Genomic DNA, 25,702 nt, shown 5'->3' with positions numbered 1-25,702 from the left:
CGGTCGTCTGCAGGCCCGCTGTGGCTTGTCGCGCCCACGCGGCGGAGCCGCAAATCGACACAGCCCCGCGCCCCTGTAGGGGCGCGTTGGTCAGCGCCGGGGCGCCAGTTCCGGTGTGCGCGTTACCGTCAGGCCCGCTCTGGTTGCCGCCCGGCCGAAGGTCACCGCGTCCTTCACCGCCGCCCCGCCCGGGTCGTTGTTGAAGTAGGCGTACACGTCCCGGGCGTCGGACCAGGTGGTGGCGATGCGGTCCACCCAGGTTTCCAGGGAGCGGCGGCCGTAGTGGGGCCATGGGTGGGCGCGGCCCTGGTGGAAGCGGACGTAGCCCCAGTCGGTCGTACGCCACAGCGGAGTGGCGGGGCGGGCCTGGACGTCGGCCCAGCACAGGGCCGCACCCCGGGACTCCATGACCTTCCGGACCTCCTTCGTCCACCAGGAGTCGTGACGCGGTTCGACCGCGATCCGGGTCGATGACGGGAAGCGGGCCAGACATGCGTCCAGCAGTCCCGCGTCGGCCTTCAGTGTCGGTGGGAGTTGGAGGAGCACCGGGCCCAGGCGGTCGCCCAGGCCCGTCGCGTGGCTCATCAGACGGTGGACCGGCTCCTCGGGGTCCTTGAGGCGCTTGATGTGGGTGAGGTAGCGGCTCGCCTTCACCGCCACCACGAAGTCCCGCGGCACACGCTCCCGCCACGCCTCGAAGTTCTCCCGCGTCGGCAGCCGGTAGAAAGCGTTGTTGATCTCCACCGTGGCGAAGTGCTCCGTGTACTGCTCCAGCCACAGCCGCATGGGCACGTCGGCGGGGTAGAAGACCTCCCGCCAGTCCTTGTACTGCCACCCCGACGTTCCGACGAACAGGGTCATACGTCCATCAAAACACCGGGCGCCTACAGATACAGCCCGGCGTCCGCCCCGTCCCGCGGTTCCGGCAGGGCGGTTGGCGAGGTGCCCCTGCGCAGTGCGTACAGCTCCGCCAGGGTCGCGCCCTCGCGGCCCACGCCCTCCTCGGTGCCCAGCCAGTTCACCGCCTCCGCGCGGGTCAGCTGCCCCACCTCGATGCGGGCCAGACAACGCCCCGGGCGGACCACGGCCGGGTGCAGACGCTCCAGGTCCTCGTTGGTCGTCACGCCCACCAGCACGTTGCGGCCCTGGCCGAGCAGGCCGTCGGTCAGGTTCAGCAGCCGCGACAGGGCCTGGCCCGCCGTGTGCTTGGCCTCGCCGCGGATCAGCTCGTCGCAGTCCTCCAGGAGCAGCAGCCGCCAGCGGCCCTTGCCCGTCCCGTCCTCCTCGCCGATCGCGATGTCCATCAGATAGCCGACGTCGGAGAACAGGCGCTCCGGGTCGAGCACGCAGTCCACCTGGCACCAGTCCCGCCAGGAACGGGCCAGCGTGCGCAGGGCGGAGGTCTTGCCGGTGCCCGGCGGCCCGTGCAGCAGGAGCAGACGGCCCGCGATGTCCTGCGGGGTCGTCCTCATCAGGCGGTCCATCGCGTCCGCCACCGGCGCCGTGTAGTTCTCCCGCACCTCGTCCCAGGTGCCCGCGGAGATCTGCCGGGTGGTGCGGTGCGGGCCGCGCCTCGGGGAGACGTACCAGAAGCCCATCGTCACGTTCTCCGGCTGGGGTTCGGGCTCGTCCGCAGCGCCCTCCGTCGCCTGGTCGAGGACCTTCTGCGCCAGCTCGGCACTGGTCGCCGTCACGGTGACGTCGGCGCCGCGGTTCCAGCGGGAGATCAACAGCGTCCAGCCGTCGCCCTCCGCCAGCGTGGCGCTGCGGTCGTCGTCACGGGCCATGCGCAGCACCCGGGCACCCGGCGGCAGGAGCGTCGCCCCGGAGCGGACGCGGTCGATGTTCGCCGCATGCGAGTACGGCTGCTCGCCCGTCGCGAAGCGGCCGAGGAACAGCGCGTCGACGACGTCGGACGGCGAGTCGCTGTCGTCGACGTTGAGCCGGATCGGCAGAGCGTCGTATGGGTTCGCAGACATGCCGCCCATGATCCGGCACGTGGGCGCTCCGTGCACTGGATTTCCCCCGCTCTGTCCCGGGTGTCTGTTTGCTACAACCTCTGCCATACCTGGCATTCCGACGGTTACTGTTGCCCTCGATGGGACGTCATGAGTGGAATTCGGGGGCACGACGGTGGCGGTTCACCGCGCTGCTCGGCGTGGGCGTGGCCGCACTGGCTCTGATCGTGACCCTGATCAACACGCTGCCGGGGAACGGCGCCGGCACCGCGGGCACCTCGCGCAACGGCGACACGGTGCACGGCACCCCGGTCACCCGGCCCGACCAGGACAGGCCCGAGGTCGGCTGGGGCTTCACGCACACCCAGTACAGCGCCGACGAGGGCAGCTCCGCCGCCACCGAGCGGGTCGAGGGGCTGATCTCGGACGCCGGGGGCATGCCGCAGGACCAGGCGGTCATGGGCTGGGGCGCGGACAACCCCGAGCCGGTGAAGGGGCGTTACGACTTCGGCGCGATGGACCGCCGGATCGACTTCATCCGCAAGTCCGGCGGCACCCCGGTGGTCACCCTGTGCTGCTCACCTGACTGGATGAAGGGCGGCAAGGCCGGCGTCGACAACACCGACTGGAGCCAGTCCGCACTGGAGACCGCCCCGCGGCCCGAGCACTACGCGGACTTCGCCGCGCTCGCCGCGACCGTCGCCAAGCGTTATCCGGACGTACGCCACTTCATCGTCTGGAACGAGTTCAAGGGCTTCTGGAACGACGCCAGGGGCCGCTGGGACTACGAGGGTTACACCAGGCTCTACAACCTGGTCTACCAGGCCCTGAAGAAGGTCGACAAGGACATCATGGTCGGCGGGCCGTACCTGGTCATGGACAGTGTCGACCCGCGCGCGGACGAGGCCTCCAAGACCTTCAAGGGCCCCTGGGGCGCCATGGACCAGCGGGTCCTCGACGCCTTCGACTACTGGAACAAGAACAAGGCGGGCGCCGACTTCGTCGTCGTCGACGGCTCCAGCTACACCAACGACGACGAGATGCTGCCGAACGAGTTCGCGGCGACCGACAAGTTCACCGCCGTCGGCACGTGGGTGCGGCAGCGGACCGGCAACCTCCCGCTGTGGTGGTCCGAGTACTACGTCGAGCCCGCCGACGGCAACGACGACCGCAAGGGCTGGTCCGAGACCCGCCGGGTCGCCGTCCAGGCCGCCGGAATGATCGCCATGGTCAGGGGCGGCGCCTCCTCCGGCTTCTACTGGAACCCGGAGGACGAGAAGGGCAGCGACTGCGCGGGCTGCCTGTGGACGCCGACCGACGGCGCCGACGGCGGCCGGAAGCTGCCCATGTTCGACCTGGTCTCCCGCTTCCACCAGGCCTTCCCGCCCGGCACGAAGTACACGACCGTCTCCGTCGCCGCGGACGACGTGCCCAACGTCCGCGTCCTGGCCACCGGCAGGACCGTCCTGGTGGTCAACACCCTCGACCGGTCGATCAGCGCGCAGGTCGACGGGAAGCGGTTCGAGATGCAGGCGTACGAGGTGCGGTGGCTCACGCGCTGAGCCACCGCACGGTCACTTCATCGTCAGGAACCGCTGCACCAGCGAGGCCAGCAGCACCGCCAGCAGCGGCAGCGAGAACCAGAAGCTGCTCTGCAGCCACCGCAGCTGCCGCACGCCCGGCCGCACCGCGACCCGCACCACCTCGCGCGCCGTCAGCAGCACGATCAGCGCAAGGGCGGCCAGGGCGCCGACGACCGACCACGGCGTCCAGGTGATCATCGGCCCGATCGGACCCGGATCCGGCTTCGGCACCTTGCCCTCGGGCTGCTTCCTGAGGGCGTAGACGGTGGCGTCGTCGTTGACGTACACCTTCTTCAGCTCGGGCCGCTGGTCCAGGTTCTGGATGAGCCGGGGCTCCCAGGTGTCCGAGTAGCCCACGTCCATCTCGAGATACGTCGTCTGGCTCTCGTTGACCATCAGATACGAGTTCGGCCCCGCGTCCTTGAGCGCCTTGACCAGGCCCGACACCAGCACCGGGTCGGCGGGCGCCAGCGTGGGCACGTAGTTGACCCGCTCCATGTCCTTCGCGCCCCACGGCATCGCCGGCGTCACGTCGTTGACCGTGTCGTTGCTCAGCCACAGCAGGCGGACGGTCGGCTTGTCGTGGGCGTACACGTAGTCCATGGCGGCGACCTCTCCGGGCCGGACCCGCTCGAAGGGCTCGTTGCCCCAACGGGCCACCAGGAAGCCGCCCATGAGGACCAGACCCGCCATCAGCGCGGCCAGCGGGGCGACGCTCACGCGGTCCTTCTCGCGTTCCTCGGCGGTGACGCCGGTGCGCGGGAACAGGGCGAGGCCGCCGAGGAGGGCCGCGCCCGGCACCGCGAACATGAAGACGCGCAGGGCCATCTCGCCGCCGTAGGACTGCATGCCGAAGCCCAGGAACGGCACGAAGGTCAGCACCAGCAGCGAGCGCTCCCGGTACTTGTGGTCGCGCCGCCGCCACCAGCCCCAGCAGGCGAAAGCCATCACACCGCCGGCCAGCAGCACCCGCGCGTACAGGACGAGCTTGTGGGTCGAGTCGCCGCCCTGGATGCGGCCGGAGACCGAGGTGGAGACATTGCTGCCGACGCCGCCGACCCCGCCGAACAGATCGTTGAAGTGGCCGGACCAGTACGGCTCGGCCATGAAGCCGATCCACACCGCCACCACCACGGCGAACAGGATGGGCAGGCCGCGCAGTTCGGACCTGCCGATCAGGACGAGCACCGCGAGCACGCCCAGCATCACGAACGGGGTGAGCTGGTGCGCCGGGACGCTCGCCATGAACAGGCCGATCAGCACCCCGAGCAGAACGGCCTTCTGGCGCCGGTTCGCCGGCTCGACCTCCGCCTCGCCCGGCCGCTTCCTCGTCCAGATCACCCGCGGCTCACGGAACCAGACCAGGAGGACCGCGACGAACGCCAGGTACAGGAGGTAGGTGAAGCCCTGCGGGGAGAAGTAGTCCTGGCCCACCCAACTGCTGAGCACGAAGATCCAGATGCCGGCCCACTTGGCGCGCCAGCTCGCCCGCAGGGAGCGCACCAGCAGGAACATCGGGGCCAGATACATCAGCTGGATGGTCAGCGGCCACCAGCGGATGAGCTCGCTGAGGTCGGTGACCCCGCAGGCCTTCGTGACGAACGCGGCCACCGCGAAGAAGCCCGGCCAGCTCCAGCGCGCGTCCAGGTCCGGTACGGCGGACCCGGTGCGGTCGATGTAGTCGAGGAACCCGAGGTGCTGCCAGGCCGTCGGGAACCGCGGCTCGGTCTCGATCACCGCGGGCAGCGCATGCAGCGACACCACGGTCGCCACCAGGGTGACCAGCAGCAGCGCCTTGTGCTCACGGCCCAGCCACAGCAGCGAGGCGAACACCGTGACCAGCAGCGCCGCCCCGACCAGCGTCGGCAGCGGCAGCACCGAGATCAGGCCGAGCCCGCCCATCCGGTCCAGGTCGGCCTCGCCCAGGCGCAGCGCGGGCACCCAGTACAGCAGCAGCGCTGCCACCAGCAGACAGCCGAGGACCACGCCGAGGCGGGTGGGCTGCAACCGCTCCCGCCAGGAGAGCGAGGGCGACCCGGACCCCGGTACGGGCGCCTCTTCCGGCACGAGCGACGCCTCCGCCTCACGTACGACCTTCTCGCCCGCGCCTGGGCCCCTGGCGAGGCTCCTGTCGAAGCCCACGGCGAAGCCGGGCTCGAACTCGGTCTCGAACGGTGCGTCCACCTCCGCCTCGGCCGGTCCCAGGGAGGCTTCGGAACCCGGTTCGCGCTCTTCGACGGGCAGCCCGACCTCCGGGTTCTTCGCCCAGGTGGGCCGGGGGTCGAAGCGTGCGACGGGCGTGCCGGTGGGCGGGGTGCCCGGGCCCGGCCGCACGTCGGGACGGCGTTCCAGGTGGTCGAAGTCGACGTGGATGCCGAGAGCGAGGGTGTCCGTGTCCAGCGCCCAGGCGGGCCCCCGCCGACGGGGCTTCTCGGCGGCCGAGGCCTCGCTCGCCCCCAGGTCGGCGAGGTCCCCGTCGGGCGCCGTGTCCTCGGGGACGGCATCGGCCGGTGCGGCCCTGACGGTCCGGTACAGCTTGGGCGCGGCGATGGTGACGATCACCGCGAGCGAGGAGATCTCGGCGACGCCCGCACCGGTCAACCCCATGCGGGGGAGCAGCAGCAGCGTCAGACCGAGCACCAGGACGCACAACAGGCCCTGCAGCCAGGCCAGTCCCGCGGTGCGGCTCTGCGCGCGCAGCACCGCGAAGTACGTCTCCATGACGACCCTGAGCAGCGCTCCGACCGCGAACCAGCGCAGCAGCGGCGTCGCCGCGTCCGCATAGCCCTGGCCGAACACGCCGAGGATCCAGGGCGCGCCGAGGAACAGCAGCCCGCAGATCGGCAGCATGATCCGCGCCATCCGCTTGAGCGCGGCGCGCGTGTTCGCGGACAGCCGGCCGGGGTCGTGGGAGCCCTCGACGGTCAGCGAGGCGCCCATGTTGATGGCCAGCAGATTGACCGTGCCGCCGATCGTCGTGGTGATGTAGAAGTACGCGTTGTCCTCGGAGCTGACCTGCGAGGCGATGATCACCGGGATCAGATAGACCACGGCGAGCGAGAACAGCGAGCCGGTGTAGTCGCCCGCCAGGAACCTGCCGATCTCCTTCAGTGTCGGCGGTTTCGCATGGTCCGCGGTGGCCTCGATGTGCCGGGGGACGAGCCGCCGGAACACCAGCAGGCCGAGCGGCACCACGGAGGTGGCGATCGCCAGCACCCAGGAGACGAAGACACCGGTCGTGGGCATGCTGGCGGCGAGTCCGACCAGCAGCGCCAGCTTCACCGCCGAGAACACCGTGTTGCCGACCGGCACCCACGGCGCACTCCGCAGCCCCGTCAGCACCCCGTCCTGCAGCGTCAGCAGGTTCCAGGAGGCCACAGCCATGATGAAACCGAGGCCCTTGATCGACCCGTGCAGGAAGTGGTACGACGGCCCCCAAGTGCTGAGGGTCAGCAGGAAGATGCCGGCCGCGAACGACACGACGACACAACTCGCCGCGTACGTACGGAAGATGAGGCGTCCGGTGGCGCGCCCGGCGACCGGGATGAAGCGGGCCAGAGCGCCCGTCAGCGTCACCGCCGTCAGCCCGGCCAGCAGCTTCATCGCGGCGATCGCGGCCGAACCCTGGCCCACCGCGGACTCGGAGTAGTAACGGGCGGCGATCAGCCAGTAGCCCAGGCCCAGCACCGCGGAGATACCGGTGTTGAGCATCAGGGCGTACGCGTTGCGGAACAGCGGGCTGCCGCCCTTGGAGCTGCCCATCCCGGGCAGCCGAAGACGGCGCCCCGACTGCTCGGGCGCCTGGGTCGCGGGCTGCTTCGCCTCGGTCGTCGTGGTCGTGTCAGACACGGGAACGGATGACCTTCCGGCGGACCTGTCGTGCTCTGCGGACCAGGGCGTACCCCTTGGTGAGGGCACGGTCCCCGGCGAAGGTGCGGGCGATCGAACGGCCCTCGACCAGCCGCTCGAACTCCTCGATGCCCGTGCTGCGGCGCACGGTCAGGCGCTGCAGGGCGTACGGCCCCTGCCGGCGGCGCGCGAGGCCGTTGCCGACGGCGAGCGCCTGGGCGTACCCCGTCTCGCGGACCGCCCGGCGCACCCGGCGGCTGGAGTAGCCGTACGGATAGGCGAAGGAGGCCGGGACGGTGCCCAGTTCGTCGGCGACGATCTCCTTGCAGTGGATCAGCTCGTGCCGCAGCGTGTCGTCGTCGAGCTGGTCGAGCTGCGGGTGGGTGTGGCTGTGCCCGCCGATCTCGACGTCCGAGGCGGCCAGTTCGCGCACCTGTTCCCAGTCCAGCATCGTGTCGAGACCGCCCCCGGTGTCGTGCGCGCCCTTGATCCAGCCGGTGGAGACGAACAGCGTGGCCGCGAAGCCGTGCTTGGCGAGCACCGGCAGCGCATGCCGGTGCACGCCCTCGTAGCCGTCGTCGAAGGTGATCAGCACCGGACGCGGCGGCAGCGAGCGACCGGAGCGCCAACTCGCTGCCAGATCAGCTGTGTTGACCGGGGTGAGCCCCAGGTCGCCGATCATCGCCATCTGCTCCGCGAACGCCTCGGGCGCCACCGACAGCGCGCGCGTGGCCTCGTTCGGCGCGGTCGCGACCGAGTGGTACATGAGAACCGGTACGGGCGCTTCGCTCATTGAGATCCCCCCTCGATCCCGACCACGGAGAAGGTGGCACCGCCCTTGCGGGCCCGGACGCTCCCCACCACGTACCCACCCGCCGCCGTCAGCACCCCGGCGACGATCGCACCCGCCCGCCCCGCGCCGCCCGGCCGGGCCAGCACGGCGTCGCGCAGACCCCGCACCACACCGGCCGGCAGCACCCGCGTGGTGTACCGGCGCTCCGACTCAAGTCCCTTGCCCGCCCCCACACTGCGCGCCACCAGCGCCTTGGACAGGCCCTCGGCGTACGCACGCGTACGGAAGTACCCGAAGTGCTCACGCGCCTCGGGCACCCGGTGATGGATCACCGCACGGTCGTCGATCAGCAGGATCGCGTCCGGCCTGGCACGGGTCAACCGGATGCACAGCTCCGTCTCCTCGCAGCCCAGCGGCCGCTTGTCGCCGTCCCGCCCGATACCGGTGGCGAAGCCGCCCGCGGCGTCGAAGGCCGTCCGGCGGAAAGAGGCGTTGCCGCCCAGGACGTTGCGCACCCGCACCAGACCCGGCGGCAGCCCCCTGTACGTACAGCCCACCACCCAGTCGAACTCCTCCGGGAACCAGGCAGGGCGGCGGCCCGAGGCCCAGATCGGCATCGTACGGCCGCCGACGGCCATCACCCGCGGGTCCGCATACGCCTCGGCGAAACGCCGCAGCCACTCCCGCTCGGCCACGGCGTCGTCGTCGAGGAACGCGATCACCTCGCCCCGCGCGGCCGCGATACCGGTGTTGCGGCCGGCGGACAGCCCGCGGGGACCCGCGTTGGCGAGCACGCGGACCTCACCCGTCTCCTTGTGGTCCTTGTACTCCTTGGCGAGCCGGTCCAGCAGGGCCGGATTGTGGTCGACGACCAGCAGGGTCTCCAGCGCGGGCCGGGACTGCGCGCGCACCGAGGAGACCGCCGCGAGGATGTCCTCCCAGCGGTCCTCGGTGTAGACGCAGATCACGACGGAGATGTCGAGATCGCTCAAGACACCTCTCCCCGCACCGAGTCGAGCATCGGCGAGTGGCGTTCCTGGCTGCGCAGCTCGCGCCGGTTCGACCGTTCCTTGAGGATCACCTTGAGCACCCGGAACCCGTCGCGCACGGCCCGCAGATTGCTCGCGCCATGAATGCGGAGGTACTCGTAACTCGGTATCTCCTGCACCTTGAGCCCCGCCTTGACCACCCGGATGTTGATCAGGGTCTCGATCTCGAAGCCCGTGCAGTCCAGGGAGATCTTGTCCAGGCAGTGCCGCCAGAACGCGTTGTAGCCGTAGCACAGATCGGTGTAGCGGGCGCCGAACTTGCGGTTGACGATGGTGCACAGCGCCCAGTTGCCGAGCTTGCGGATGAACGTCATGTCGTCGGTGCCGCCGCCGTTGGCGAAGCGCGAACCCTTGGCGAAGTCCGCGCCGGAGACCAGCGCGGACACGTACGACACGATCTCGTTGCCGTCGGCCGAGCCGTCCGCGTCGACCATCACGATGATGTCGCCGGTGCATGCCTCGAACCCCGTGATCAGGGCATCACCCTTGCCCTTGCCCTGCTGCTCGACGACCTTGACGTCCGGCCACAGGCCGCGGGCCACTTCGACGGTGTCGTCCGTGGAATTGCCGTCCACCAGAACGACTTCGTGTATCCAGTCCGGAAGTGTCTTGAACACGTACGGGAGATTCTCCGCCTCGTTCATGGCGGGAATCACCACACTCACCGGCGGCGCGATGGCCAGGTGAGAGGAGATCGGCCGGTATTGGCCGGCAAGTGACGGACCTTGGTCCGTGGCCGCCGACCGCAGAACAGAACTCATGAGTCTGGTCCCTCTCGTCCGGTGGACCGCCCGCCCCTGGGCGGCCCGGTTATGTGTCCGGTTCGAAAGGGGGGTTTCACGCCTGTGGCAATGACGAAATGGATCTCCGTGCACGCCGATGGCGAGCTGGCAAAGCTTTCCGTCTGCCGTGGAACGGCAGCCGGTCGCGCGGCACGACCCGGTCACCAGTGCGGTCACCGAGCACGGCACCCCCCTACCGCGCCCCACGCCGGGAACCATCGCGGTCCTGAGCCCTCCCCTGGGCCGCTCGATGATGGACCGATGCGGGTGAGATGTACGACGGTATTGACGATTGAACCCGTATGGCAAGACCTGGAACGAGGCCTCACGTTTTTGTTGGTTTGACCGTTACAGAACCCAGAAGAATCAGAAAACTGATCACGGTCACTGCGATGATTCCGCCGCGCACCGACCACCGGTGAACGGCCAACATGCCCTGTGCCACCAGCATGTTGAGAACGATTGCGCCCGCGACGGCGGCGAGTGTGCGGCCGAAGGGCTCCAGTCCGCGCAGCGCGGCCCCGATGGCCGTGGCGGGCGCGGCGAGCAGAAAAAACAGGGTGAGCGGCCCGCGCAGGGGCGAGCTCGAGTCGGCCAGCGCCAGCAGCGCGCCGAACCCTCCGATGGCCGTCGCGGCGCCCGCGAGCAGTGGCGACAGGTCCCTCCCCGGCCCTGGTCGCGCCCGCTCGGCGCCGTCAGTCGACGAACTGCCGTCGTGCGAAGGTCTCTTGCTGAGTCTCTTGATGCGGATCGTCTGCATTGGCGACTTTGCCCCCCAGCGCGCCGGATGCCGGGCTTCAATGTCGCGCAGCGCAAGAGGGGGCGTCAAGGGACGGAACCGTCCCACAACTGTTCTCATCCCTCTTCAAACCTGTGATCCCCGGAGGCGTCGACTGCCTCCGGGGATCCGTGGATCAGGCCGAACGTGTCCCTTGTGCCGGTGCTACGGCACGATCCTCAGGAGCTTGTTCGGCGAGCCGGAGCCCGCGCTGGTGACCACACCGGAGGTGGCGCCGTTCACCAGGGCCGTGGCGACCTGGGCCGGGGTGGCCGAGGTGTGGCCCGCTAGGTAGACCGCCGCGGCGCCCGCGACATGCGGGGTGGCCATCGACGTACCGGAGATGGTGTTGGTCGCGGTGTCGCTGGTGTTCCAGCCCGCCGTGATCGAAGAGCCAGGCGCGAAGATGTCCAGGACCGAGCCGTAGTTGGAGTAGCTGGCCCTGGCGTCCGAGCTGGTGGTCGCGCCGACCGTGATCGCGGTGGAGACCCGGGCCGGGGAGTACGAGGAGGCGTTGGCGGAGCTGTTGCCCGCCGCGACGGCGTACGTCACGCCGCTGGATATGGAGTTGGCGACCGCCGTGTCCAGCGAGGAGGAGGCGGAGCCGCCCAGCGACATGTTGGCGACGGCCGGCGTGGTGTGGTTCTCGGTGACCCACTCGATGCCGTCGATGACGCCCGCGGTGGTGCCGGAACCGCTGTTGTCGAGCACCCGCACGGCCACGATCTTCGCCTTCTTGGCGACGCCGTAGGTCGACCCGGCGATGGTCGTGGCCACATGGGTGCCGTGGCCGTTGCCGTCGGAGGCGGTGGTGTCGCCGTCGACCGCGTCGTAGCCGTAGGAGGCCCGGCCGCTGATCTGGGTGTGGGTGATGCGGACGCCCGTGTCGATGACGTACACGGTCACGCCGCTGCCCGCGCTGTCCGGGTAGGTGTAGGTGCCGGAGAGCGGGAGCGCGCCCTGGTCGATGCGGTCCAGCCCCCACGGGGCGCTGGACTGCGTGGTGTCGGTCAGCTGCACACGCTGGTTCTGCTCGACGGAGGCCACCGACGGGTCGGCCGCGAGTCTCTTCGCCTCGGTCGCCGAGAGAGTGGCGGTGTAGCCGTTGAGCACGGTGTCGAAGGTCTTCCTGACCGTGCCTCCGTACTCCTTGATCAGGCCCTTGCCCGCGCTGGAGGCCGCCTTGAGGCCGGCGCTCTTCTTCAGCGTGACGATGTAGCTGTCCTTGACCGCGGTGGGGGAACCGGCGGCCAGGACCCTGCCCTCGGCCGGGGCGGCCTGGGCGGGGAGGGTGGTGAGTCCGCCGACGAGGGCGGTGGTCGCCAGACCGGTGACGGCGGCGAACCGGAGCTTCCTGCTGCGCAGTTGTGCCATGACGAGGGAGTCCTCCTCCAGGCGGCGCGCGCCTGGGTCGGGCGCACGACTGTGGGGGGTGCGCGCGAGGTCGCACGCACAGCCCGGAACGTCGCGTTCCCGCCCCAAGCCGAAGTAAAGAATGGGTCATCTGCCGGTGTGGAACAAGGGGGTTGAGGAGTCGTCAACAAATCTGTCATGAGCACGTAATCAAACACGCTGTGAAGCCGCGGTGGCGACCCGTCAGGGGCGGAAAAGTCTTGACATGAACACTTCCCATCGACACGTGTCATTGGTACGACGGTTATGGCAGAGATCCTGCTAAAGGGAGGTTCCATGAGACGTTCCCGAATTGCCGTTTTCGTGAGCTCGATCCTCCTCGCCGCCGGCACGGCCCTCACCGGGGCCACGGCGGCGCAGGCGTCCGGACAGGCCGCAGCCACCGGCTATGTGGCCCTCGGCGACTCCTACTCCTCCGGGGTCGGCACCGGCAGCTACATCAGCGCCGGCGCCGACTGCAAGCGCAGCACCAAGGCCTACCCCTACCTCTGGGCCGCCGCCCACTCACCCTCGACGTTCGACTTCACCGCCTGCTCGGGCGCCCGTACGGGTGATGTTCTGTCAGGTCAGCTGAGCCCGCTCAGCGCCTCCACCGGCCTGGTCTCCATCACCATCGGCGGCAACGACGCAGGCTTCTCCGACGTCATGACGACGTGTGTGCTCCAGTCCGACAGCGCCTGTCTCTCCCGGATCAACACCGCGAAGGCGTACGTCGACTCGACGCTCCCCGGACAGCTGAACAACGTGTACTCGGCGATCACCGCCAAGGCCCCCAACGCCCACGTCGTCGTCCTCGGCTACCCCCGCTTCTACAAGCTCGGCACCACCTGTCTCGGCCTCTCCGAGACCAAGCGGAAGGCCATCAACGACGCGGCCGACTACCTCGACACCGCCACCGCCAAGGTCGCCGCCGACCACGGCTTCACCTTCGGCGACGTCCGCACCACCTTCACCGGCCACGAGATCTGCTCCGGCAGCTCCTGGCTGCACAGCGTCGAGTGGTTCAACATCGGCGAGTCCTACCACCCCACCGCGGCCGGCCAGTCGGGCGGCTATCTGCCCGTCCTGACCAGCGCGGCCTGATCACTCGGAAGGCGACGGCGAAGTACTGGAGGAGGCCCCGCCCGTCGGGGTCTCCGACACGCAGGTCACCGAGAACGGAACCGGGTCGGACGTCGCCTGCTTCGGCGAGCGCACCTCGACACTGATCGAGTTCCGGAAGGTCCCGGTGCTGTTGTACGTCGTCACGAACGCCCTGTCCTGCTTGGTCTTTCCGCCGCCCTCGGGGAAGGACAGGGTCTTCCATCCCGGATCCATGATCTGCCCGTCCTTCGACAGCCAACGGTAACTGACCTCCGCCGGCAGCTTCCCCACCGTGAAGGTCGCCGTGAACTCGGGCGCGTCGCTCCGGGCGGGCGGACAGGTGCCGGAGTAGTCGGTGTTCGAGCCGGACAGGGTGACGCTCACCGTCTGGGGCGCCGCCTTGGAGGCGCTGCTGCTCGGACTCGGCGTCGGACTCGCGCCTCCACCCGGATTGCTGTGCGTGGCGGTCGACGGAGTCCCGGTGTCCGAACGGGGGGTGTCGGCATTGTTGTCCCCGCCGCCGTGGCCGCGGTTCAGCAGCGCGTACGTCAGCCCTGCGATGGCCAGGGCGAGGACGAGCACCCCGACGAGCAGGACGACACCGGCCCGGCGGTTGCGCTCCGGCGGCGGTGCGGCCGTCGCCGTCGTCGAGGGGCCCGGCGCCGGCTGCGGGTATCCGGCCGGGTACGGCATCGGAGGCGTCGGCGACCGATGCTGCGGGAAGGCCGCGACGGTCGGGGCGAACGGAGACACCGGCGCGCCGTACGCATGGGGCGTGCCTCCCCCAGAGGGGGTACCCCCAGCCGAGATGATCCGCAGGTCCTGCTCCGCCCGGTCGGCCGGCAGCCGCTCGGCCGGGTCCTTGCGCAGCAGCCCCTCGATGACAGGGGTCAGCGGACCGGCCCGGTGCGGCGGCGGCAGCTCCTCGTCGACGATCGCGCGCAGGGTGCTGAGCGGGGTGTCCTGGCGGAACGGGGAGTTGCCCTCGACCGCCGCGTACAGCAGCACGCCGAGCGACCACAGGTCGGACTCCGGGCCGGGCGTGCGGCCCAGCGCCCGCTCCGGCGCCAGGAACTCCGGGGAGCCGATCACCTCCCCGGTCATCGTCAGCGCCGAACTGCCCTCGACCTGTGCGATACCGAAGTCGGTCAGCACCACCCGGTCGTCGTTCGACAGCAGCACATTGGCGGGCTTCACATCCCGGTGCAGCACCCCGGCCTCGTGCGCCGCCCGCAGCGCGGCGAGCACCTCGGCACCGATGTGCGCGGCGCGCCGCGCATCCAACGGGCCCTCGGCGTCCAGGAGTTCGGCAAGGGAGATACCGCGGACCAGCTCCATGACGATCCACGGCCGGCCGTCCTGCGTCGCCACGTCGTACACCGTGACGACATTGCGGTTGGCGACCCGCGCGGCCGCCCACGCCTCGCGCTCCAGCCGGGCGTACATCCGCTCCACGTCCGCGGCCGGCAGCCCGGCGGGCGCACGCACCTCCTTGACGGCGACCTCGCGGTGCAGCACCTCGTCCCGGGCGCGCCACACGGTTCCCATGCCGCCCTCGCCGAGGGGGGACAGGAGACGGTAGCGGCCCGCGATCAGACGTTCACTGCCCGATTCTTCGGACACGGGCGTCCCCCATTCGCATCCGCGTGTTTTCTCCACTCCGTGCGTTTTCATCACAAACGTAGCTCAGCCGAGGGCGGATGCGGCCCCCTTGAGCACCAGTCCCACCCCGAGAGCCACGACGAGGAACGCCGAGCCCAGGGGTGCGGTCCTGCGGACGAGGGCCGCCATGGGGTGGGTGGTCCAGCGGGGGCGCCTGTCCAGCACACGGTTCATGCCGGTACCCAGCTTGACGACGGCGAACCCCGCCGCGGTGAGGGTGAGGGCGAGCCCGACGCCGTACGCGACGACGAGCAGCAGCCCGAACCAGGCCTGACCGAGAGCCGCCGCGCCGACGAGCACGACGACCGCGGAGGGACTGGGGACGAGGCCCCCGGCGAAGCCCAGCAGGATCGTGCCGCGCAGGGTGGGGGCGACGGAGTGGGTGTGGGTGAAGCCGCCGTGGGTGTGCTCGACGGTGTGGGGGTGGGGGTGGGGGTGGGGGTGGGGGTGGTCGGAGTGGTGGGTGTGGCTGTGGTGGTGATCGTGGCTGTGGGAGTGCTCGTGGTCGTGATCGTGGCTGTGGGAGTGCTCGTGGTCGTGGTCGTGTTCGTGGGTGTGGCCGGGGGAGTGCGTGTGGGTGGGGGCTTCGGCTGTCGTCGAGGCAGCTTCGGCGTGGGCGGCGACCAGGACCAGGGCGCGTTCCTCGGGCTCGGCGGTTTCGTGCGGATGCGTGTGTCCGTCCGGGCTGTGCGGATGCGGGTGGTCGTGGTCGTTGGGGTGCCCGTGTTCGTGGGTGTGCCCCGGTCCGGGGCCGCGGTTGCGCCAAGCTCGGCGTACGAGGGTTGCACCCGCGCAGGTCACCATGACGCCGCTCGCGATGCCCAGCCAGACGATCACCGAGGGGGCCGCCGCCGAGCCGGCCGTGACCAGCAGGCCCAGGGCCACCACGCCCAGGGTGTGGGTGACCGTGACCGAGGCGGCCAGGGGCATGACGTCCTTGAGGCGGGCGCGGCCGCCGCGGGCGGCTGCCGTAGCGGCCATCAGGGTCTTGCCATGGCCCGGGGCGAGCGCGTGCATCGCGCCGAGGACGACCGCGATGAGCAGCGAGAGCGCGGCGAAGCCGAAGGTGAGGTGGTGTCGGGCGACCAGGTTGTTCAGGGCCTGTGTCCAGCGGTCGGCGCCGCGCGGCAGCACGGAGACGGCGGGGGCGTCCTGCCGCTCCTCCACCAGGGCCGGTCCGCCGGGGCGCACCCGCAGGGAGGCGGTCGAAGTGTCGGCGGGGGAGGAGAGCAACTCCTTCGGGTAGCTGGTGAGTTCATGGGAGACCGACGTCCTCGGCACGTCCGTCGCGGTGAGCGTCATACGGTCGCCGCGCGCGGTGATCTCCCGCCAGCCGGGCCCGGAGGTGGCGCCCTCGCTGTGGAAGCCGAGTGTCACCGTGTCGCCCTTGGGGAGCGGCGCGGTCAGCCGGCACTCCACCCGGAGGGTGTTCAGCCCGGCCTGCCCCGGCCGCAACTGCGCCTTGCTGCTGCCGACGGTCAGGCCGGCGGCCCGTCCGTCGACGGTGACCTTGCTGCCCTCGGCCGCCTTCGCGCACCGCTCCTTCGCCCACTCGGTCATGCCGAGCCGCCTGATGTCGGGCTTGGCCTGGGTGGCCGGGATCTCGGCGAGGTCCTCCACGTGGTCGACGCGGAGCTTGCCGGGAGCGGCGACCAGGCCGTCGTAGCGGTTGACGGTGAAGTTGCCGAGGGGGTGCGCGCTCGCGCCGGTGGAAGGTACCAGCGCGAGCGCGCAGGCCGCCGTGAGGACGGCCCCGGCGGAGGCGAGCAATCGACGGGGGTTCACTTCGCCGCCTCCAGGTCTGCGAGTGCCTTGCGTGCTTCGCGGGCGCCCAGCGGTGAGAAGCCGGAGTTCAGCTCCAGCGCCGCCTTGAGGGAGTCACGGGCGTTCTTGGTGTGGCCGGTGGCGCGTTCGATCATGCCGCGGTGGTAGAGGAACGAGGCGTTGCGGTAGCCGGTGGCCGTCGCCTGCCGGGCGTACGGGAGGGCCTCCGCGTCCTTGCCGTTGACATGCAGCGCCCAGGCCAGCGCGTCCGCGGTGTGCACGGTGTGGCGGCGGGCCCACTCGGCGCGGGCGGCGCGCAGAGCAGCCGACTTGTCGCCGTGGTCGGCCGCCGCGAGGGCGGTGTCGAGGTCGGCGTTGACGCCGTTGGCGCGGGCGAGCGCGATCCAGGCGTCGACCAGGGCGTACTGCTCGCGGGCCTTCGCCTCGTCGCCGGCGGCGCCGCGGTCCTCGTACATCTCGCCCAGTTCCACGAGCGGTTGGGGCAGCGGGTAGCGGGCGACGAGCTGCTCCATGTCCCTGAGCCCGGTCGCCTTGTCGCCGCTCGCGTACTCGGCGCGGGCGCGGCCCTCCAGCGCCGGCAGGTAGTTGTCGTCCGCGGCGAGGGCGCGGGCGTAGTAGTCGACCGCGGTCTTGTAGTCGCCCTGGTTCCAGGCGAGTTGGCCCAGCTGGAAGGCGACGTAGGAGATGTCGCCCTTGGTGCTCGCGGTGCCGAGGGCCTGCTCCAGGACCCGGCGAGCCGTCTTCACGTCCCCGCGCAGCTCGTGCACATACGCGTACCGGGTGAAGACGGGGATGCCCGGGCGCCGCGAGTCCGCGGTGTCGGCCGCCTTCGACGCGTCGGCGTAGCGGCCGAGTTCGACGAGGGCGTCGATACGGGAGGAGAGGGCGCTTTGACTGTAGGGGTTCTCCTTCAGCACCCGGTCGGCGTACGTCAGGGCGTCCTTGAAGTCGTGCCGGGCCGCCGCGAGAGCCGCCTGCCCCATGATGGCCTGCTCGTTGCCGGGCTTCACGGCGAGGGAGCGCTTCAGCGCCTTGTCGGCCTGCGGGTAACGAGAGGGGTCACCCTTGGTGCGGGCCTGCTCGACATACGCCAGCCCAAGACTCGCCCAGCTCCCGAAGTCCCTTGGCTGCGCCTTGAGATGGGCCTGCAGGGAGAGGATGCTCGCGTCGATGTCCCCGCTGTTCAGCAACGCCGGAGAGAGCGCGCTGGGCGCGTCGGCGACGGCCGCGGTACGACCGTCCCGCATGGCCCCGTAAGCGATGGACCCGCCGGTCAGCGCAACGGCCAACAGGGCGGCAACCCCGGCCAGTTGCCCCACGTGCCACCGCCGCCCAGCAGCAGCGACCCGCCGAACCGCGGCAACGCGTTCGTCGGCGGGCACGCCTTCTGCGGAGCCGACGGCTGTTTCCAACTCCGGCTCGGCAACCGTGGCGCTCTTTGCGAAGCCTTCGTTGTCGTCAGTGTCCGGGGCCATGCCCTCTCCTCGTCGGTGTATGGGCCGAAGCCCGCGGACCGGGCGGTGCCGCTCCGAAGAAGCCGCCCGGTCCGCCGGTACTGGTGCGGACTAGTACGCGCGGCTGCGCATCCGGCGCCACCACATGAGGCCCGCGCCGATCAGCGCGACACCGGCGGCCCCGCCACCGGCCGAGGCCGCGACCAGCGTGGTGTTGTCCATGCCGCCGACCGACGCGGGCTGCAGCGCGTCACCGAGCTGGCTCTTGACGTCGCTGCCGCTGGAGACGCCCTTGGCGGTCGCACCGCGCGAACCGGAGGTCGGGTTGGCCAGGTACGGGAAGTACTTGCCGAAGCCCTTGTCGTTCTTGTCGACCGCGTCGCCCAGGTCGTTCTTGGAGCCGACCAGTTCGCCCTCCACGACCTGGAGCGCCTCGTCGATCACGTCGTCGGTGAGCCGGCGCCCGTTCGGGAAGCCCGCGTTGTCACCGTCGAGGACGCCCAGCCGCTTCGGATAGGCGGTCGGCTTGATGGACGTGTTCAGGCGCAGCTCCTCCGCCGGACGTACGTACGGCGGCTGGTTGAGGCCCTTGACGCCCTTCAGGAACACGTCGACGAGGTCGTTGCGCGGCTCCGACGGCGCCTTGATCTTGTAGATCGACTCGATGAGCTTCGGCAGCTCCGGGTTGGTCACGTTCTTCAGGAACTGCGCGTCGTACGCGGGCGAGGACGCGTTGAACCTGTCCTTGTCCTTGATCGGGTTGACGACCTCGTTGACGAGCGGGTTGCCCAGACGGGAGACCTGCTCGTAGTAGCCCCGGGCGTTCCTGCGCTGCACGGTCGACCAGATGCCGACGACCGGCTGCTTCTTCGACTCGGTGATCATGTCCGTCGGAACCTGCAGGGCGATCGAGTTGACGTTGTAGCCCTTGAGGGTGTCCCGCCCGACCTCGGAGAGGTTCCCGCCGTACAGCAGGTCGAAGACGCGCAGGTCGGCGAAGAACGGGTCGTCCGCCTGTCCGGCGAAGGTCTGCGCGCCGTTGGGAAGCTTGTAGATCGCCTGCTCGCGCAGCTTGTTGTAGTCCGGCATCGACGCCTTGCCCACGTCCGAGGGCGCCACCGGAACGTCGTCGGCGAGCTTCGAGCGGTACACGGCCTTGCCGTGCCTCAGCTTGACGACCTCGATGTCGTACGTCTGCGTGATGTTCAGGTCCGGGTCGGCCAGGTTGCTGACCACGCCCGTGTTGTACAGGAACGACTTCTTGTTCTTCGTCTGCGTCTTGAACGTGTAGCGCAGCAGCAGATCGTCCTGCGCATCCCCGTTGTTGTCGATGTGGAGGTCGTACTGGGCGTCGTCCGCGAACTGGTAGAAGTTCGGGCCGCCCGCGGGCTCCTCGAAGGGGATGAAGTTGGCGATGAGCGTTGTCGTGTCCGGCTTGTCCGGGCTGACGAACGCGTACAGGTCCGTGTTGTCGTACTGGGGCTGCCCCGAGATCAACGGGGCCTCCCGGTGGCTGGAGGCGGAGGCCGCCCCCGGTTCCAGCGTGGCCACGCCTGCGGCCGTGAGCCCGCCGGCGGCCAGCGCACTGGCTATCAGGGTCGCGATGCTCCTGCGTCCCGAGCCGCTCCTGGAGATAGGTGTCATGCCGTCCGTCCTCAGTCCCAACTTGCCTGACGAACGCTGATTCGGAGCGCTCGCCGGAGTGGATTGGTGGAATCTCAAACGTCTTTACGGCGAAGCCCTGATCTTGTCTCAGTCGAGCAGCCAAACTTCTTTCATGGGGCGCCGACCCGCGTTTCGAGGGCGCTGATCCGTACCCCATCCGGAGGTGCGTTCGTTGCGAATGCCTGGTGTGACGGGACGGGGCCCTTGCGGCCGGCGAGAGGGGGACCGAGTGGAGGCGGACGAGCTTCTGGTACTCGTGGCGGGCGGCGACCAGAAGGCATTCGAGGAGCTGTACGGCCTGGTGTCCGGTCCGGTGTTCGGACTGGTCCGCCGGGTGGTACGCGACCCCGCGCAGTCGGAGGAGGTGGCGCAGGAGGTGCTGCTCGAACTCTGGCGGTCCGCCGCGCGGTTCGACCCCGGCCGCGGCAGTGCCCTGTCCTGGATCCTCACCCTCGCCCACCGCCGCGCCGTCGACCGGGTGCGCAGCGCCCGCGCGGCCGTCGACCGCGAACAGCGCGAGGCGCGCCGGGCCCACCACCCCGCCTTCGACCAGGTCACCGAGGAGGTCGAGGCGGGCCTCGAACGCGAGTGGGTACGCCGCTGCCTGGACCGCCTCACCACCCTGCAGCGCCAGTCGGTCACCCTCGCCTACTACGACGGCTACACGTACCGTGAGGTGGCCGAGCGGCTCTCGCTGCCGCTGGGCACGGTCAAGACCCGGATGCGCGACGGACTCACCCAGCTGCGCAAGTGCCTGGGAGGTGTCGCATGAGTCTGCTCCCCCGACTGCTCGGCCGCGGAGATCTGCACTCGCTCGCGGCCCCCTATGCCCTCGACGCGCTGGAGCCCGCTGAGCGGGTCCGCTTCGAGCGGCACCTGAAGAACTGCGAGCGCTGCGGTGCCGAGGTGCGCGCCCTGTCCGAGGACGCCGTCCGTCTCGCCTGGTCCACGGCCGCCCCACCGCCGGCCGCGCTGCGCGACCGGGTGCTGGCCGCCGTACGCACCACTCCGCAGGAGGCGGGGCCGGTCGCCAGGGAGCACACGCCTCAGCTGCCGCCGCATGTCTGGGGCACGCAACCGCCGCCGGGACGCTCCCGTGCGCCGCGCGAGCGCCGCCCCTTCTTCGTGCCGTTCGCCACGGCGACGGCGGCAGCGGCACTCGTCGTCGCCTCGCTGTTCGCCGTGCAGGCGAACCGGACCCAGGACAAGCTGGACGCCGAGCGCGCCCAGGCACGTGAGATCGCCCACGTTCTCGCAGCTCCTGACGCGCGTGCCACCACCCTCAAGGACCCCCAGGGCCGAAGTATCGGAGCGGTCGCCTCCGCATCGGAGGGACAGGCGATCGTCACGCTCAGCGGATACGACGCCCTGCCCAGCGGACGGGTGCACCAGCTCTGGCTCATGCGCCCCGGTGCGCAACCACGCTCCCTGGGGCTCTTCGGGGGCGGCGACACGCCCTTGGTCGCGACCGACCTGAGCAAGTCCGCCACGTCACTCGCAGTGACCGTCGAACCCGACGGAGGCTCACCACGGCCCACCAGCCAGCCCATTGTCCAACTCGCCCTGAAATCGGTTGGATTCGGAGAGTGACCATGGAGGAGTTGTCAACACCCTTATGGGGAAGGTGAATCCTGTGACCGCGATACACGAGTGCCCCGAGGGAGCGATAGGGTTACCCTGCCCGGGCCGGGTGGACTCGTACGGGTGGGGAGTGACATGGAACAGATAACAGTGCGCAGCAGGGCCAGGGTCCCTGCGATCACCTGCGGGAGCAGCGCGACCAGTTCGCGTCTCGACCGCCATCTCTCGGTGCTGGGCGGCCCGGCCGTACCGCAGCGCGAGACGGCCGAGGCGACCTCGCTGATGCGTGAGCTGACCGCGCGTGACACCCCACGTGAGCGCAGCGCCAGCGGCAACCGGATCAGCCGTGTGCTGCTCTTCGCACCGCTGCGCCGACTGCGTCGTTCGCTGTTCGGCGGGCGCTGAGCCCTACCGTCGTTCCTGCGTCCGGTGCAGTGCTGCGGCAGCCGTCCCTCATCCCCGCGGCATGCAGTGGTGCACCGGCTCGCAGCCCCTGCTCGGGCATGTCCCGCCATGGGCGGCGTCTTCGGTGTGTCCCACCCGCTCCGCACCGAAGACAGCGGCCCGTAGCAGCCTTTGAGATCACCGGCCCCCGTGCGTGTACCTCCGTACCGCGAGCGGCATGAAGACCGCGATCAGGGCCACGCACCACCCCAGTGACCCGGCGATCGGATGCGCCACCGGCCAGGCGGCATCCAGCGGCACCGGAGCGTTCCCGAACAGGCCTCGCAGTGCTGTGGTCACCGCGCTGATCGGATTCCACTCGGCGAGGGTCCGGAGCCAGCCCGCGAGCCCCTCGGTCGGGATGTACGCGTTCGACAGCAGCGGCAGAACGAAGGTCGAGGCGCCGAGCTGCCCGGCCGCGTCCTCGCTGCGGGTCAGCAGTCCGAGGAAGATCCCGACCGACGTGCAGGCGAAGCGGAACAGCAGCAACAGTGCCACGGCGGCCGCCACTTCCAGTGGGCTTCCCTCGACCCGCCACCCCACCGCGAGGCCGACCAGGAGCAGCGGCACCGTCCCGATCGCCGTGACCACGAGGTCGGCCGCCGCCTGTCCGAGCGGCACCGCGGCCCGGCTCACCGGCATCGTACGGAAGCGGTCCATCACGCCGCGGTGCGAGTCGGCGGCCGCCTGGAACATGCCGGTCATCAGCCCGCCCGCAGCCGTCGCGACCAGCAGCCCCGGCACCAGGAAGGACCGGTACTCGCGGCCGGGCATCGCGAGGGCGCTGCCGAAGACGTAGCCGAAGAACAGCAGCATGTTGATCGGCATCACCTGGGTGAGGATCGCCAGCCCGGGACTGTTGCGGACCCGCCGCAGCTGCCGGCCGACCATCGCGAGGCCGTCGTACGCCAACGTGCTCATGCTGCGGGCTCCTTGATGTCGGTCGTCAGTCGGATGAAGGCCTCGTCGAGCGTCGGCTGCCGCAGGCTCGCGTCGAGCAACGGCACGCCCGCCGCGTCGAGTTCGCGCACCAGGCGGGGCAGGGTGAGCGTCCGGTCCCTGGTGACCGCGCCGACGGCGTTGCGCTCTCGGTCGAACGACGGCTCGGCGCCCGCGAGTTGGTCGAGCACCCCGGCCGCCTTCACCAACAGGTCGGCGTCCGCGACGACGACCTCGACATGGGCCCCGATGAGCGCCTTGAACTGGGCCGGCGAGCCCGTGTGCGCCACCCGCCCGCGGTCCACCAGGGCGATGTCGTCGGCGAGTCGGTCGGCCTCCTCCAGGTACTGCGTGGTCAGCAGCACCGTCGTGCCGTCGTCGGTGAGCTCGCGCACGGCTGTCCAGATCAGATTGCGGCTGGCCGGGTCGAGCCCCGTCGTCGGCTCGTCCAGGAACAGCACCTCGGGCCGGCGGAGCAGGCTCACCGCCAGGTCCAGTCGGCGGCGCATCCCGCCGGAGTACGTCGACGCCGTCCGGCCGGCGGCCTCGGCCAGCCCGAACCGCTCGAGGAGCTCGTCGGCCCGCTGCCCCGGCGCCCGCACCCGGTGCAGCCGCGCGAACAGCCGCAGGTTCTCGCGGCCCGTGAGGTCGCCGTCGACCGACGCGTACTGCCCGGTGACGCCGATCCTGCGCCGGACGGCTGCGGGCTCCCTGACGAGGTCGTGCCCCGCGATCCGGGCCGAGCCCGCGTCCGGCCGCAGCAGCGTCGTCAAGAGCCGTACGGCCGTCGTCTTGCCCGCTCCGTTCGGCCCGAGGACACCGCAGACCGTGCCCCGGGCCACCGCGAGATCCAGCCCGCGCACCGCGTGCACCTCACCGAACCTCTTCTCCAGACCTTCACTAAGTACAGCGTACGTAGAAGTCATGGCTCGACCATAGCGCACTACGTACGGTGTACGTAACTAGGATGGGGGGCGAGGTGATGATCGATGGCGGGCCGAGCGGCGGTACCCGAAGTGATCTGGGCGCGTCCCGAGCGGGCGGGCCGGGGGCCGAGGCCGGCCCATACCCGTGCCGACATCGCGGCGGCGGCGGTGAAGATCGCCGACGAGGGCGGCCTGGACGCGGTGTCCATGCGGCACGTCGCGGCCGAGCTGGGCTGCGGGACCATGTCGCTGTACAACTACGTCCCCCGCAAGGAGGACCTGTACGAGCTGATGGTGGACGCGATCAGCGGCGAGCACGAGCTGTGGGAGCCGTCGGGGGACTGGCGGGGCGACATGCGCCGGGTCGCCCAGCAGACGCGGGCGTTGATGCACCGGCATCCGTGGCTGACGCGGCTGATGTCACCGGTGTACGGGTTCAGCCCGAACGCACTGCGGTATCTGGAGCACTGTCTGGCCTGCCTGGATCCGCTCGATGCGCGCTACGGCATGAAGATGCAGCTCGTCGGCATGTTGAACGGGTGTGTGACGTCGTATGTCGCCACGGAGTTGGCTGCCGCCGAGCGGACGAGGTCGTTGCCGTGGTCGGCGGAGGAGGAGAGCGCGGTGCGGATCGCTTATCTGGGGGGTGTTCTGGCAGGCGGGGAGTATCCGCGGATGGCTGCGGCGTTCACCGAGGACTCGGGGCCGATTGATCTTGAGGGGGCCTTTGAGCTCATGGTGGAGCGGCTGGTGGATGCGTTTGCGCCGCGGGGGTGAGCACCAGCTCTTACAGCAACGCGAACTGTCCTTCCGGGCCTTCCTCGTGGTGGTCGAAGACCGAGGCGGGTCTCCGTGCCGCCTCCGGGACCGGGAGCACCCCCGCCTTGTGCAGGTCGGATGCCGTGATAAGTGCCGTCACCGTCAACTCCTCCAGCTGTGGCCGCAGTTCGGCCAACAAGGCCAATACCGTGACCAGCTCCAGCAGTTCCGAGGTCCAGGTCTGCGGCCATGTCGGCGGACGGATCGCGGCCAGCGTCCCCGTCTCGGCCTCTGTCGTCCGGGTCGTGAACCACTGCTCCAGGACCCGGACTCCGGACGCCTCGAAGTCCCAGGCCTCCGGTGGCACCGGGGAGATGCGGCCCTCGTCGAGGAGCAGGGTCTCCTCGTCGCGGTCGTAGGCGATCGTGAGGGGGCGGGAGGGCAGTGGCGCGCGGACGTAGGGCCGGCGGCCTCCCGGCAGTCTGGGGCGGTCGCCGTTGCGGCGCATCAGCCAGAGGAGGCGGCGGCCCAACTCCACGCCGTGCGACCAGAGTTCGGCGTCCTCGGTGAGGGGGACCGTCAGGTCCGGGCGGACCGCCGCCAGGGTCCAGGCGAGGAGGTCCGGCGGGGTGGGGGAGTGGCCGAGGCGGGTGCTCAGGTGGTCCAGCAGGCCGGGGGTCAGGTTGGGTTCCGTGCCGCCGGGGCGGCGGTAGAGGGGGCGGATGCGGCCGGGGCGCAGAAGGGGGAGGTGGGAGGTGGCCATCAGGTGCGGACCGGTGCCGTCCGTGGGCGTCTCGGCGACGAAGACCTGGTGCTCGTCCGCCACCCGCCACAGCTCGGGGCGGGCCGTGTCGATCAGGCGGTGGTCGGGGATCAGCCACTGTTCGTCGAAGGGGGCGAGCAGGACGCGTACCGGTTCGGGACAGGGGCCCGACGCGTGGATCAGTTTCCCGGTGCCGCTCGACTGGCCCGGCAGCTGGCCGACCGCCGAGCGCAGGGTGCGTGAGCGGGTCGGCTCGAACAGGGCCTCGCGGTCCGGGCCCTCGGCCTTCATCAGGGCGTCCCAGCGGGCTTTGAGGGATGCGGCGTCGGGGCCCGTCGGCCACCCCCGGCCGAGCCGCGGCGGTGCGACGGACCACGGCATGAGGTCCGCGAGCAGCGGAGCGTCGTCGTGCGTCACGCTGGGCATCGTACGGCCT

21 protein-coding genes are annotated in these 25,702 nt (G+C 70.4%); 6 read left to right on the top strand and 15 right to left on the bottom strand.

Going from position 1 to position 25,702, the window contains the following annotated elements; translation table 11 throughout:
- Positions 1 to 90: 90 nt before the first annotated feature.
- Both ACIBW9_RS29550 and ACIBW9_RS29545 read right to left on the bottom strand, forming a co-directional pair.
- Entirely contained in the window at positions 91 to 861 is a 771-nt protein-coding gene (locus tag ACIBW9_RS29550; RefSeq protein WP_398960085.1) for a DUF72 domain-containing protein, read from the bottom strand.
- 23 nt (positions 862 to 884) lie between these two features.
- Positions 885 to 1,979, bottom strand: a complete 1,095-nt coding sequence (locus tag ACIBW9_RS29545; protein ID WP_398960084.1) for a DUF5925 domain-containing protein — start codon at positions 1,977 to 1,979, stop codon at positions 885 to 887.
- Between the two features lie 119 nt (positions 1,980 to 2,098).
- Here ACIBW9_RS29545 and ACIBW9_RS29540 point away from each other — a divergent pair, with 119 nt between their 5' ends.
- Positions 2,099 to 3,520 carry a xylan 1,4-beta-xylosidase gene (locus ACIBW9_RS29540; protein WP_398960083.1) on the top strand — a complete coding sequence of 474 codons (1,422 nt, stop codon included), beginning with the start codon at positions 2,099 to 2,101 and terminating at the stop codon, positions 3,518 to 3,520.
- A gap of 12 nt (positions 3,521 to 3,532) precedes the next feature.
- Here ACIBW9_RS29540 and ACIBW9_RS29535 read toward each other — a convergent pair whose 3' ends face one another.
- From ACIBW9_RS29535 to ACIBW9_RS29510, 6 genes are all read right to left on the bottom strand, one after another.
- Positions 3,533 to 7,390, bottom strand: a complete 3,858-nt coding sequence (locus ACIBW9_RS29535) for a lipopolysaccharide biosynthesis protein (RefSeq protein ID WP_398960082.1) — start codon at positions 7,388 to 7,390, stop codon at positions 3,533 to 3,535.
- Positions 7,383 to 8,183 (bottom strand): polysaccharide deacetylase family protein, encoded by an 801-nt coding sequence (locus ACIBW9_RS29530; protein ID WP_398960081.1) that lies wholly within the window; start codon positions 8,181 to 8,183, stop codon positions 7,383 to 7,385. Before ACIBW9_RS29530 ends, ACIBW9_RS29535 begins: the two co-directional genes overlap by 8 nt.
- Positions 8,180 to 9,175, bottom strand: coding sequence for a glycosyltransferase family 2 protein (locus tag ACIBW9_RS29525; protein WP_398960080.1), 996 nt, complete (start codon positions 9,173 to 9,175; stop codon positions 8,180 to 8,182). The genes ACIBW9_RS29530 and ACIBW9_RS29525 overlap by 4 nt, the downstream gene beginning before the upstream one ends.
- Positions 9,172 to 9,993 carry a glycosyltransferase family 2 protein gene (locus ACIBW9_RS29520; RefSeq protein WP_398960079.1) on the bottom strand — a complete coding sequence of 274 codons (822 nt, stop codon included), beginning with the start codon at positions 9,991 to 9,993 and terminating at the stop codon, positions 9,172 to 9,174. Before ACIBW9_RS29520 ends, ACIBW9_RS29525 begins: the two co-directional genes overlap by 4 nt.
- A gap of 346 nt (positions 9,994 to 10,339) precedes the next feature.
- The gene (locus ACIBW9_RS29515) at positions 10,340 to 10,774 is read right to left on the bottom strand and encodes a hypothetical protein (RefSeq protein WP_398960078.1); all 435 of its coding nucleotides are present in this window, start codon (positions 10,772 to 10,774) and stop codon (positions 10,340 to 10,342) included.
- Positions 10,775 to 10,957: 183 nt separating this feature from the next.
- Positions 10,958 to 12,166: a S8 family peptidase gene (locus tag ACIBW9_RS29510; protein WP_398960077.1), complete on the bottom strand. Its 1,209-nt coding sequence runs from the start codon at positions 12,164 to 12,166 to the stop codon at positions 10,958 to 10,960.
- A gap of 315 nt (positions 12,167 to 12,481) precedes the next feature.
- Here ACIBW9_RS29510 and ACIBW9_RS29505 point away from each other — a divergent pair, with 315 nt between their 5' ends.
- Entirely contained in the window at positions 12,482 to 13,288 is an 807-nt protein-coding gene (locus ACIBW9_RS29505) for an SGNH/GDSL hydrolase family protein (RefSeq protein WP_398960076.1), read from the top strand.
- Here the strand turns inward: ACIBW9_RS29505 and ACIBW9_RS29500 are convergent, their stop codons facing one another.
- The 4 genes from ACIBW9_RS29500 to ACIBW9_RS29485 form a co-directional block, all read right to left on the bottom strand.
- Complete coding sequence (locus ACIBW9_RS29500; protein ID WP_398960075.1) at positions 13,289 to 14,911, bottom strand: protein kinase; 1,623 nt, start codon at positions 14,909 to 14,911, stop codon at positions 13,289 to 13,291.
- A gap of 63 nt (positions 14,912 to 14,974) precedes the next feature.
- Entirely contained in the window at positions 14,975 to 16,735 is a 1,761-nt protein-coding gene (locus tag ACIBW9_RS29495; RefSeq protein ID WP_398960074.1) for a sulfite exporter TauE/SafE family protein, read from the bottom strand.
- Positions 16,732 to 18,210, bottom strand: a complete 1,479-nt coding sequence (locus tag ACIBW9_RS29490; protein WP_398960073.1) for a tetratricopeptide repeat protein — start codon at positions 18,208 to 18,210, stop codon at positions 16,732 to 16,734. Before ACIBW9_RS29490 ends, ACIBW9_RS29495 begins: the two co-directional genes overlap by 4 nt.
- A 90-nt stretch (positions 18,211 to 18,300) precedes the next feature.
- Entirely contained in the window at positions 18,301 to 19,833 is a 1,533-nt protein-coding gene (locus ACIBW9_RS29485) for a DUF4331 domain-containing protein (protein ID WP_398960072.1), read from the bottom strand.
- A 250-nt stretch (positions 19,834 to 20,083) separates the two neighbouring features.
- On the opposite strand from ACIBW9_RS29485, the gene ACIBW9_RS29480 reads away from it, so the two are divergent.
- The 3 genes from ACIBW9_RS29480 (at position 20,084) to ACIBW9_RS29470 (ending at position 21,840) form a co-directional block, all read left to right on the top strand.
- Entirely contained in the window at positions 20,084 to 20,626 is a 543-nt protein-coding gene (locus ACIBW9_RS29480) for a sigma-70 family RNA polymerase sigma factor (RefSeq protein ID WP_266953822.1), read from the top strand.
- Entirely contained in the window at positions 20,623 to 21,444 is an 822-nt protein-coding gene (locus ACIBW9_RS29475; protein WP_398960071.1) for an anti-sigma factor domain-containing protein, read from the top strand. Before ACIBW9_RS29480 ends, ACIBW9_RS29475 begins: the two co-directional genes overlap by 4 nt.
- A 126-nt stretch (positions 21,445 to 21,570) precedes the next feature.
- Positions 21,571 to 21,840, top strand: coding sequence for a hypothetical protein (locus ACIBW9_RS29470; protein WP_115909075.1), 270 nt, complete (start codon positions 21,571 to 21,573; stop codon positions 21,838 to 21,840).
- Positions 21,841 to 22,017: 177 nt separating this feature from the next.
- On the opposite strand, the gene ACIBW9_RS29465 is transcribed toward ACIBW9_RS29470, so the two are convergent.
- Both ACIBW9_RS29465 and ACIBW9_RS29460 read right to left on the bottom strand, forming a co-directional pair.
- Positions 22,018 to 22,800, bottom strand: coding sequence for an ABC transporter permease (locus ACIBW9_RS29465; protein ID WP_398960070.1), 783 nt, complete (start codon positions 22,798 to 22,800; stop codon positions 22,018 to 22,020).
- The gene (locus ACIBW9_RS29460) at positions 22,797 to 23,744 is read right to left on the bottom strand and encodes an ATP-binding cassette domain-containing protein (protein WP_398960069.1); all 948 of its coding nucleotides are present in this window, start codon (positions 23,742 to 23,744) and stop codon (positions 22,797 to 22,799) included. Before ACIBW9_RS29460 ends, ACIBW9_RS29465 begins: the two co-directional genes overlap by 4 nt.
- 63 nt (positions 23,745 to 23,807) lie before the next feature.
- Between ACIBW9_RS29460 and ACIBW9_RS29455 the strand changes: the two genes are divergently transcribed.
- Entirely contained in the window at positions 23,808 to 24,521 is a 714-nt protein-coding gene (locus tag ACIBW9_RS29455; protein WP_398960068.1) for a TetR/AcrR family transcriptional regulator, read from the top strand.
- Positions 24,522 to 24,531: 10 nt separating this feature from the next.
- Here the strand turns inward: ACIBW9_RS29455 and ACIBW9_RS29450 are convergent, their stop codons facing one another.
- A complete protein-coding gene (locus tag ACIBW9_RS29450) occupies positions 24,532 to 25,692 on the bottom strand; it encodes a type ISP restriction/modification enzyme (RefSeq protein ID WP_398960067.1) in 1,161 nt (386 codons plus the stop codon).
- Between the last annotated feature and the right edge of the window lie 10 nt (positions 25,693 to 25,702).

It is taken from the genome of Streptomyces sp. NPDC049541 (genome assembly GCF_044465725.1).
Classification (GTDB): Bacteria; Actinomycetota; Actinomycetes; order Streptomycetales; family Streptomycetaceae; genus Streptomyces.
Note: the sequence above shows the minus strand (reverse complement) of the source record. Positions and strands in the feature narration are given on the sequence as shown.

Bases quoted from the DNA above. Each gene is read 5' to 3' on its own strand.
- ACIBW9_RS29550 (WP_398960085.1), bottom strand. From the start codon at position 861: ATGACCCTGTTCGTCGGAACGTCGGGGTGGCAGTACAAGGACTGGCGG.
- ACIBW9_RS29485 (WP_398960072.1), bottom strand. From the start codon at position 19,833: ATGACACCTATCTCCAGGAGCGGCTCGGGACGCAGGAGCATCGCGACC.
- ACIBW9_RS29540 (WP_398960083.1), top strand. From the start codon at position 2,099: ATGGGACGTCATGAGTGGAATTCGGGGGCACGACGGTGGCGGTTCACC.
- ACIBW9_RS29515 (WP_398960078.1), bottom strand. From the start codon at position 10,774: ATGCAGACGATCCGCATCAAGAGACTCAGCAAGAGACCTTCGCACGAC.
- ACIBW9_RS29545 (WP_398960084.1), bottom strand. From the start codon at position 1,979: ATGTCTGCGAACCCATACGACGCTCTGCCGATCCGGCTCAACGTCGAC.
- ACIBW9_RS29520 (WP_398960079.1), bottom strand. From the start codon at position 9,993: ATGAGTTCTGTTCTGCGGTCGGCGGCCACGGACCAAGGTCCGTCACTT.
- ACIBW9_RS29475 (WP_398960071.1), top strand. From the start codon at position 20,623: ATGAGTCTGCTCCCCCGACTGCTCGGCCGCGGAGATCTGCACTCGCTC.
- ACIBW9_RS29490 (WP_398960073.1), bottom strand. From the start codon at position 18,210: ATGGCCCCGGACACTGACGACAACGAAGGCTTCGCAAAGAGCGCCACG.
- ACIBW9_RS29465 (WP_398960070.1), bottom strand. From the start codon at position 22,800: ATGAGCACGTTGGCGTACGACGGCCTCGCGATGGTCGGCCGGCAGCTG.
- ACIBW9_RS29460 (WP_398960069.1), bottom strand. From the start codon at position 23,744: ATGACTTCTACGTACGCTGTACTTAGTGAAGGTCTGGAGAAGAGGTTC.
- ACIBW9_RS29455 (WP_398960068.1), top strand. From the start codon at position 23,808: ATGGCGGGCCGAGCGGCGGTACCCGAAGTGATCTGGGCGCGTCCCGAG.
- ACIBW9_RS29505 (WP_398960076.1), top strand. From the start codon at position 12,482: ATGAGACGTTCCCGAATTGCCGTTTTCGTGAGCTCGATCCTCCTCGCC.
- ACIBW9_RS29510 (WP_398960077.1), bottom strand. From the start codon at position 12,166: ATGGCACAACTGCGCAGCAGGAAGCTCCGGTTCGCCGCCGTCACCGGT.
- ACIBW9_RS29450 (WP_398960067.1), bottom strand. From the start codon at position 25,692: ATGCCCAGCGTGACGCACGACGACGCTCCGCTGCTCGCGGACCTCATG.
- ACIBW9_RS29470 (WP_115909075.1), top strand. From the start codon at position 21,571: ATGGAACAGATAACAGTGCGCAGCAGGGCCAGGGTCCCTGCGATCACC.
- ACIBW9_RS29530 (WP_398960081.1), bottom strand. From the start codon at position 8,183: ATGAGCGAAGCGCCCGTACCGGTTCTCATGTACCACTCGGTCGCGACC.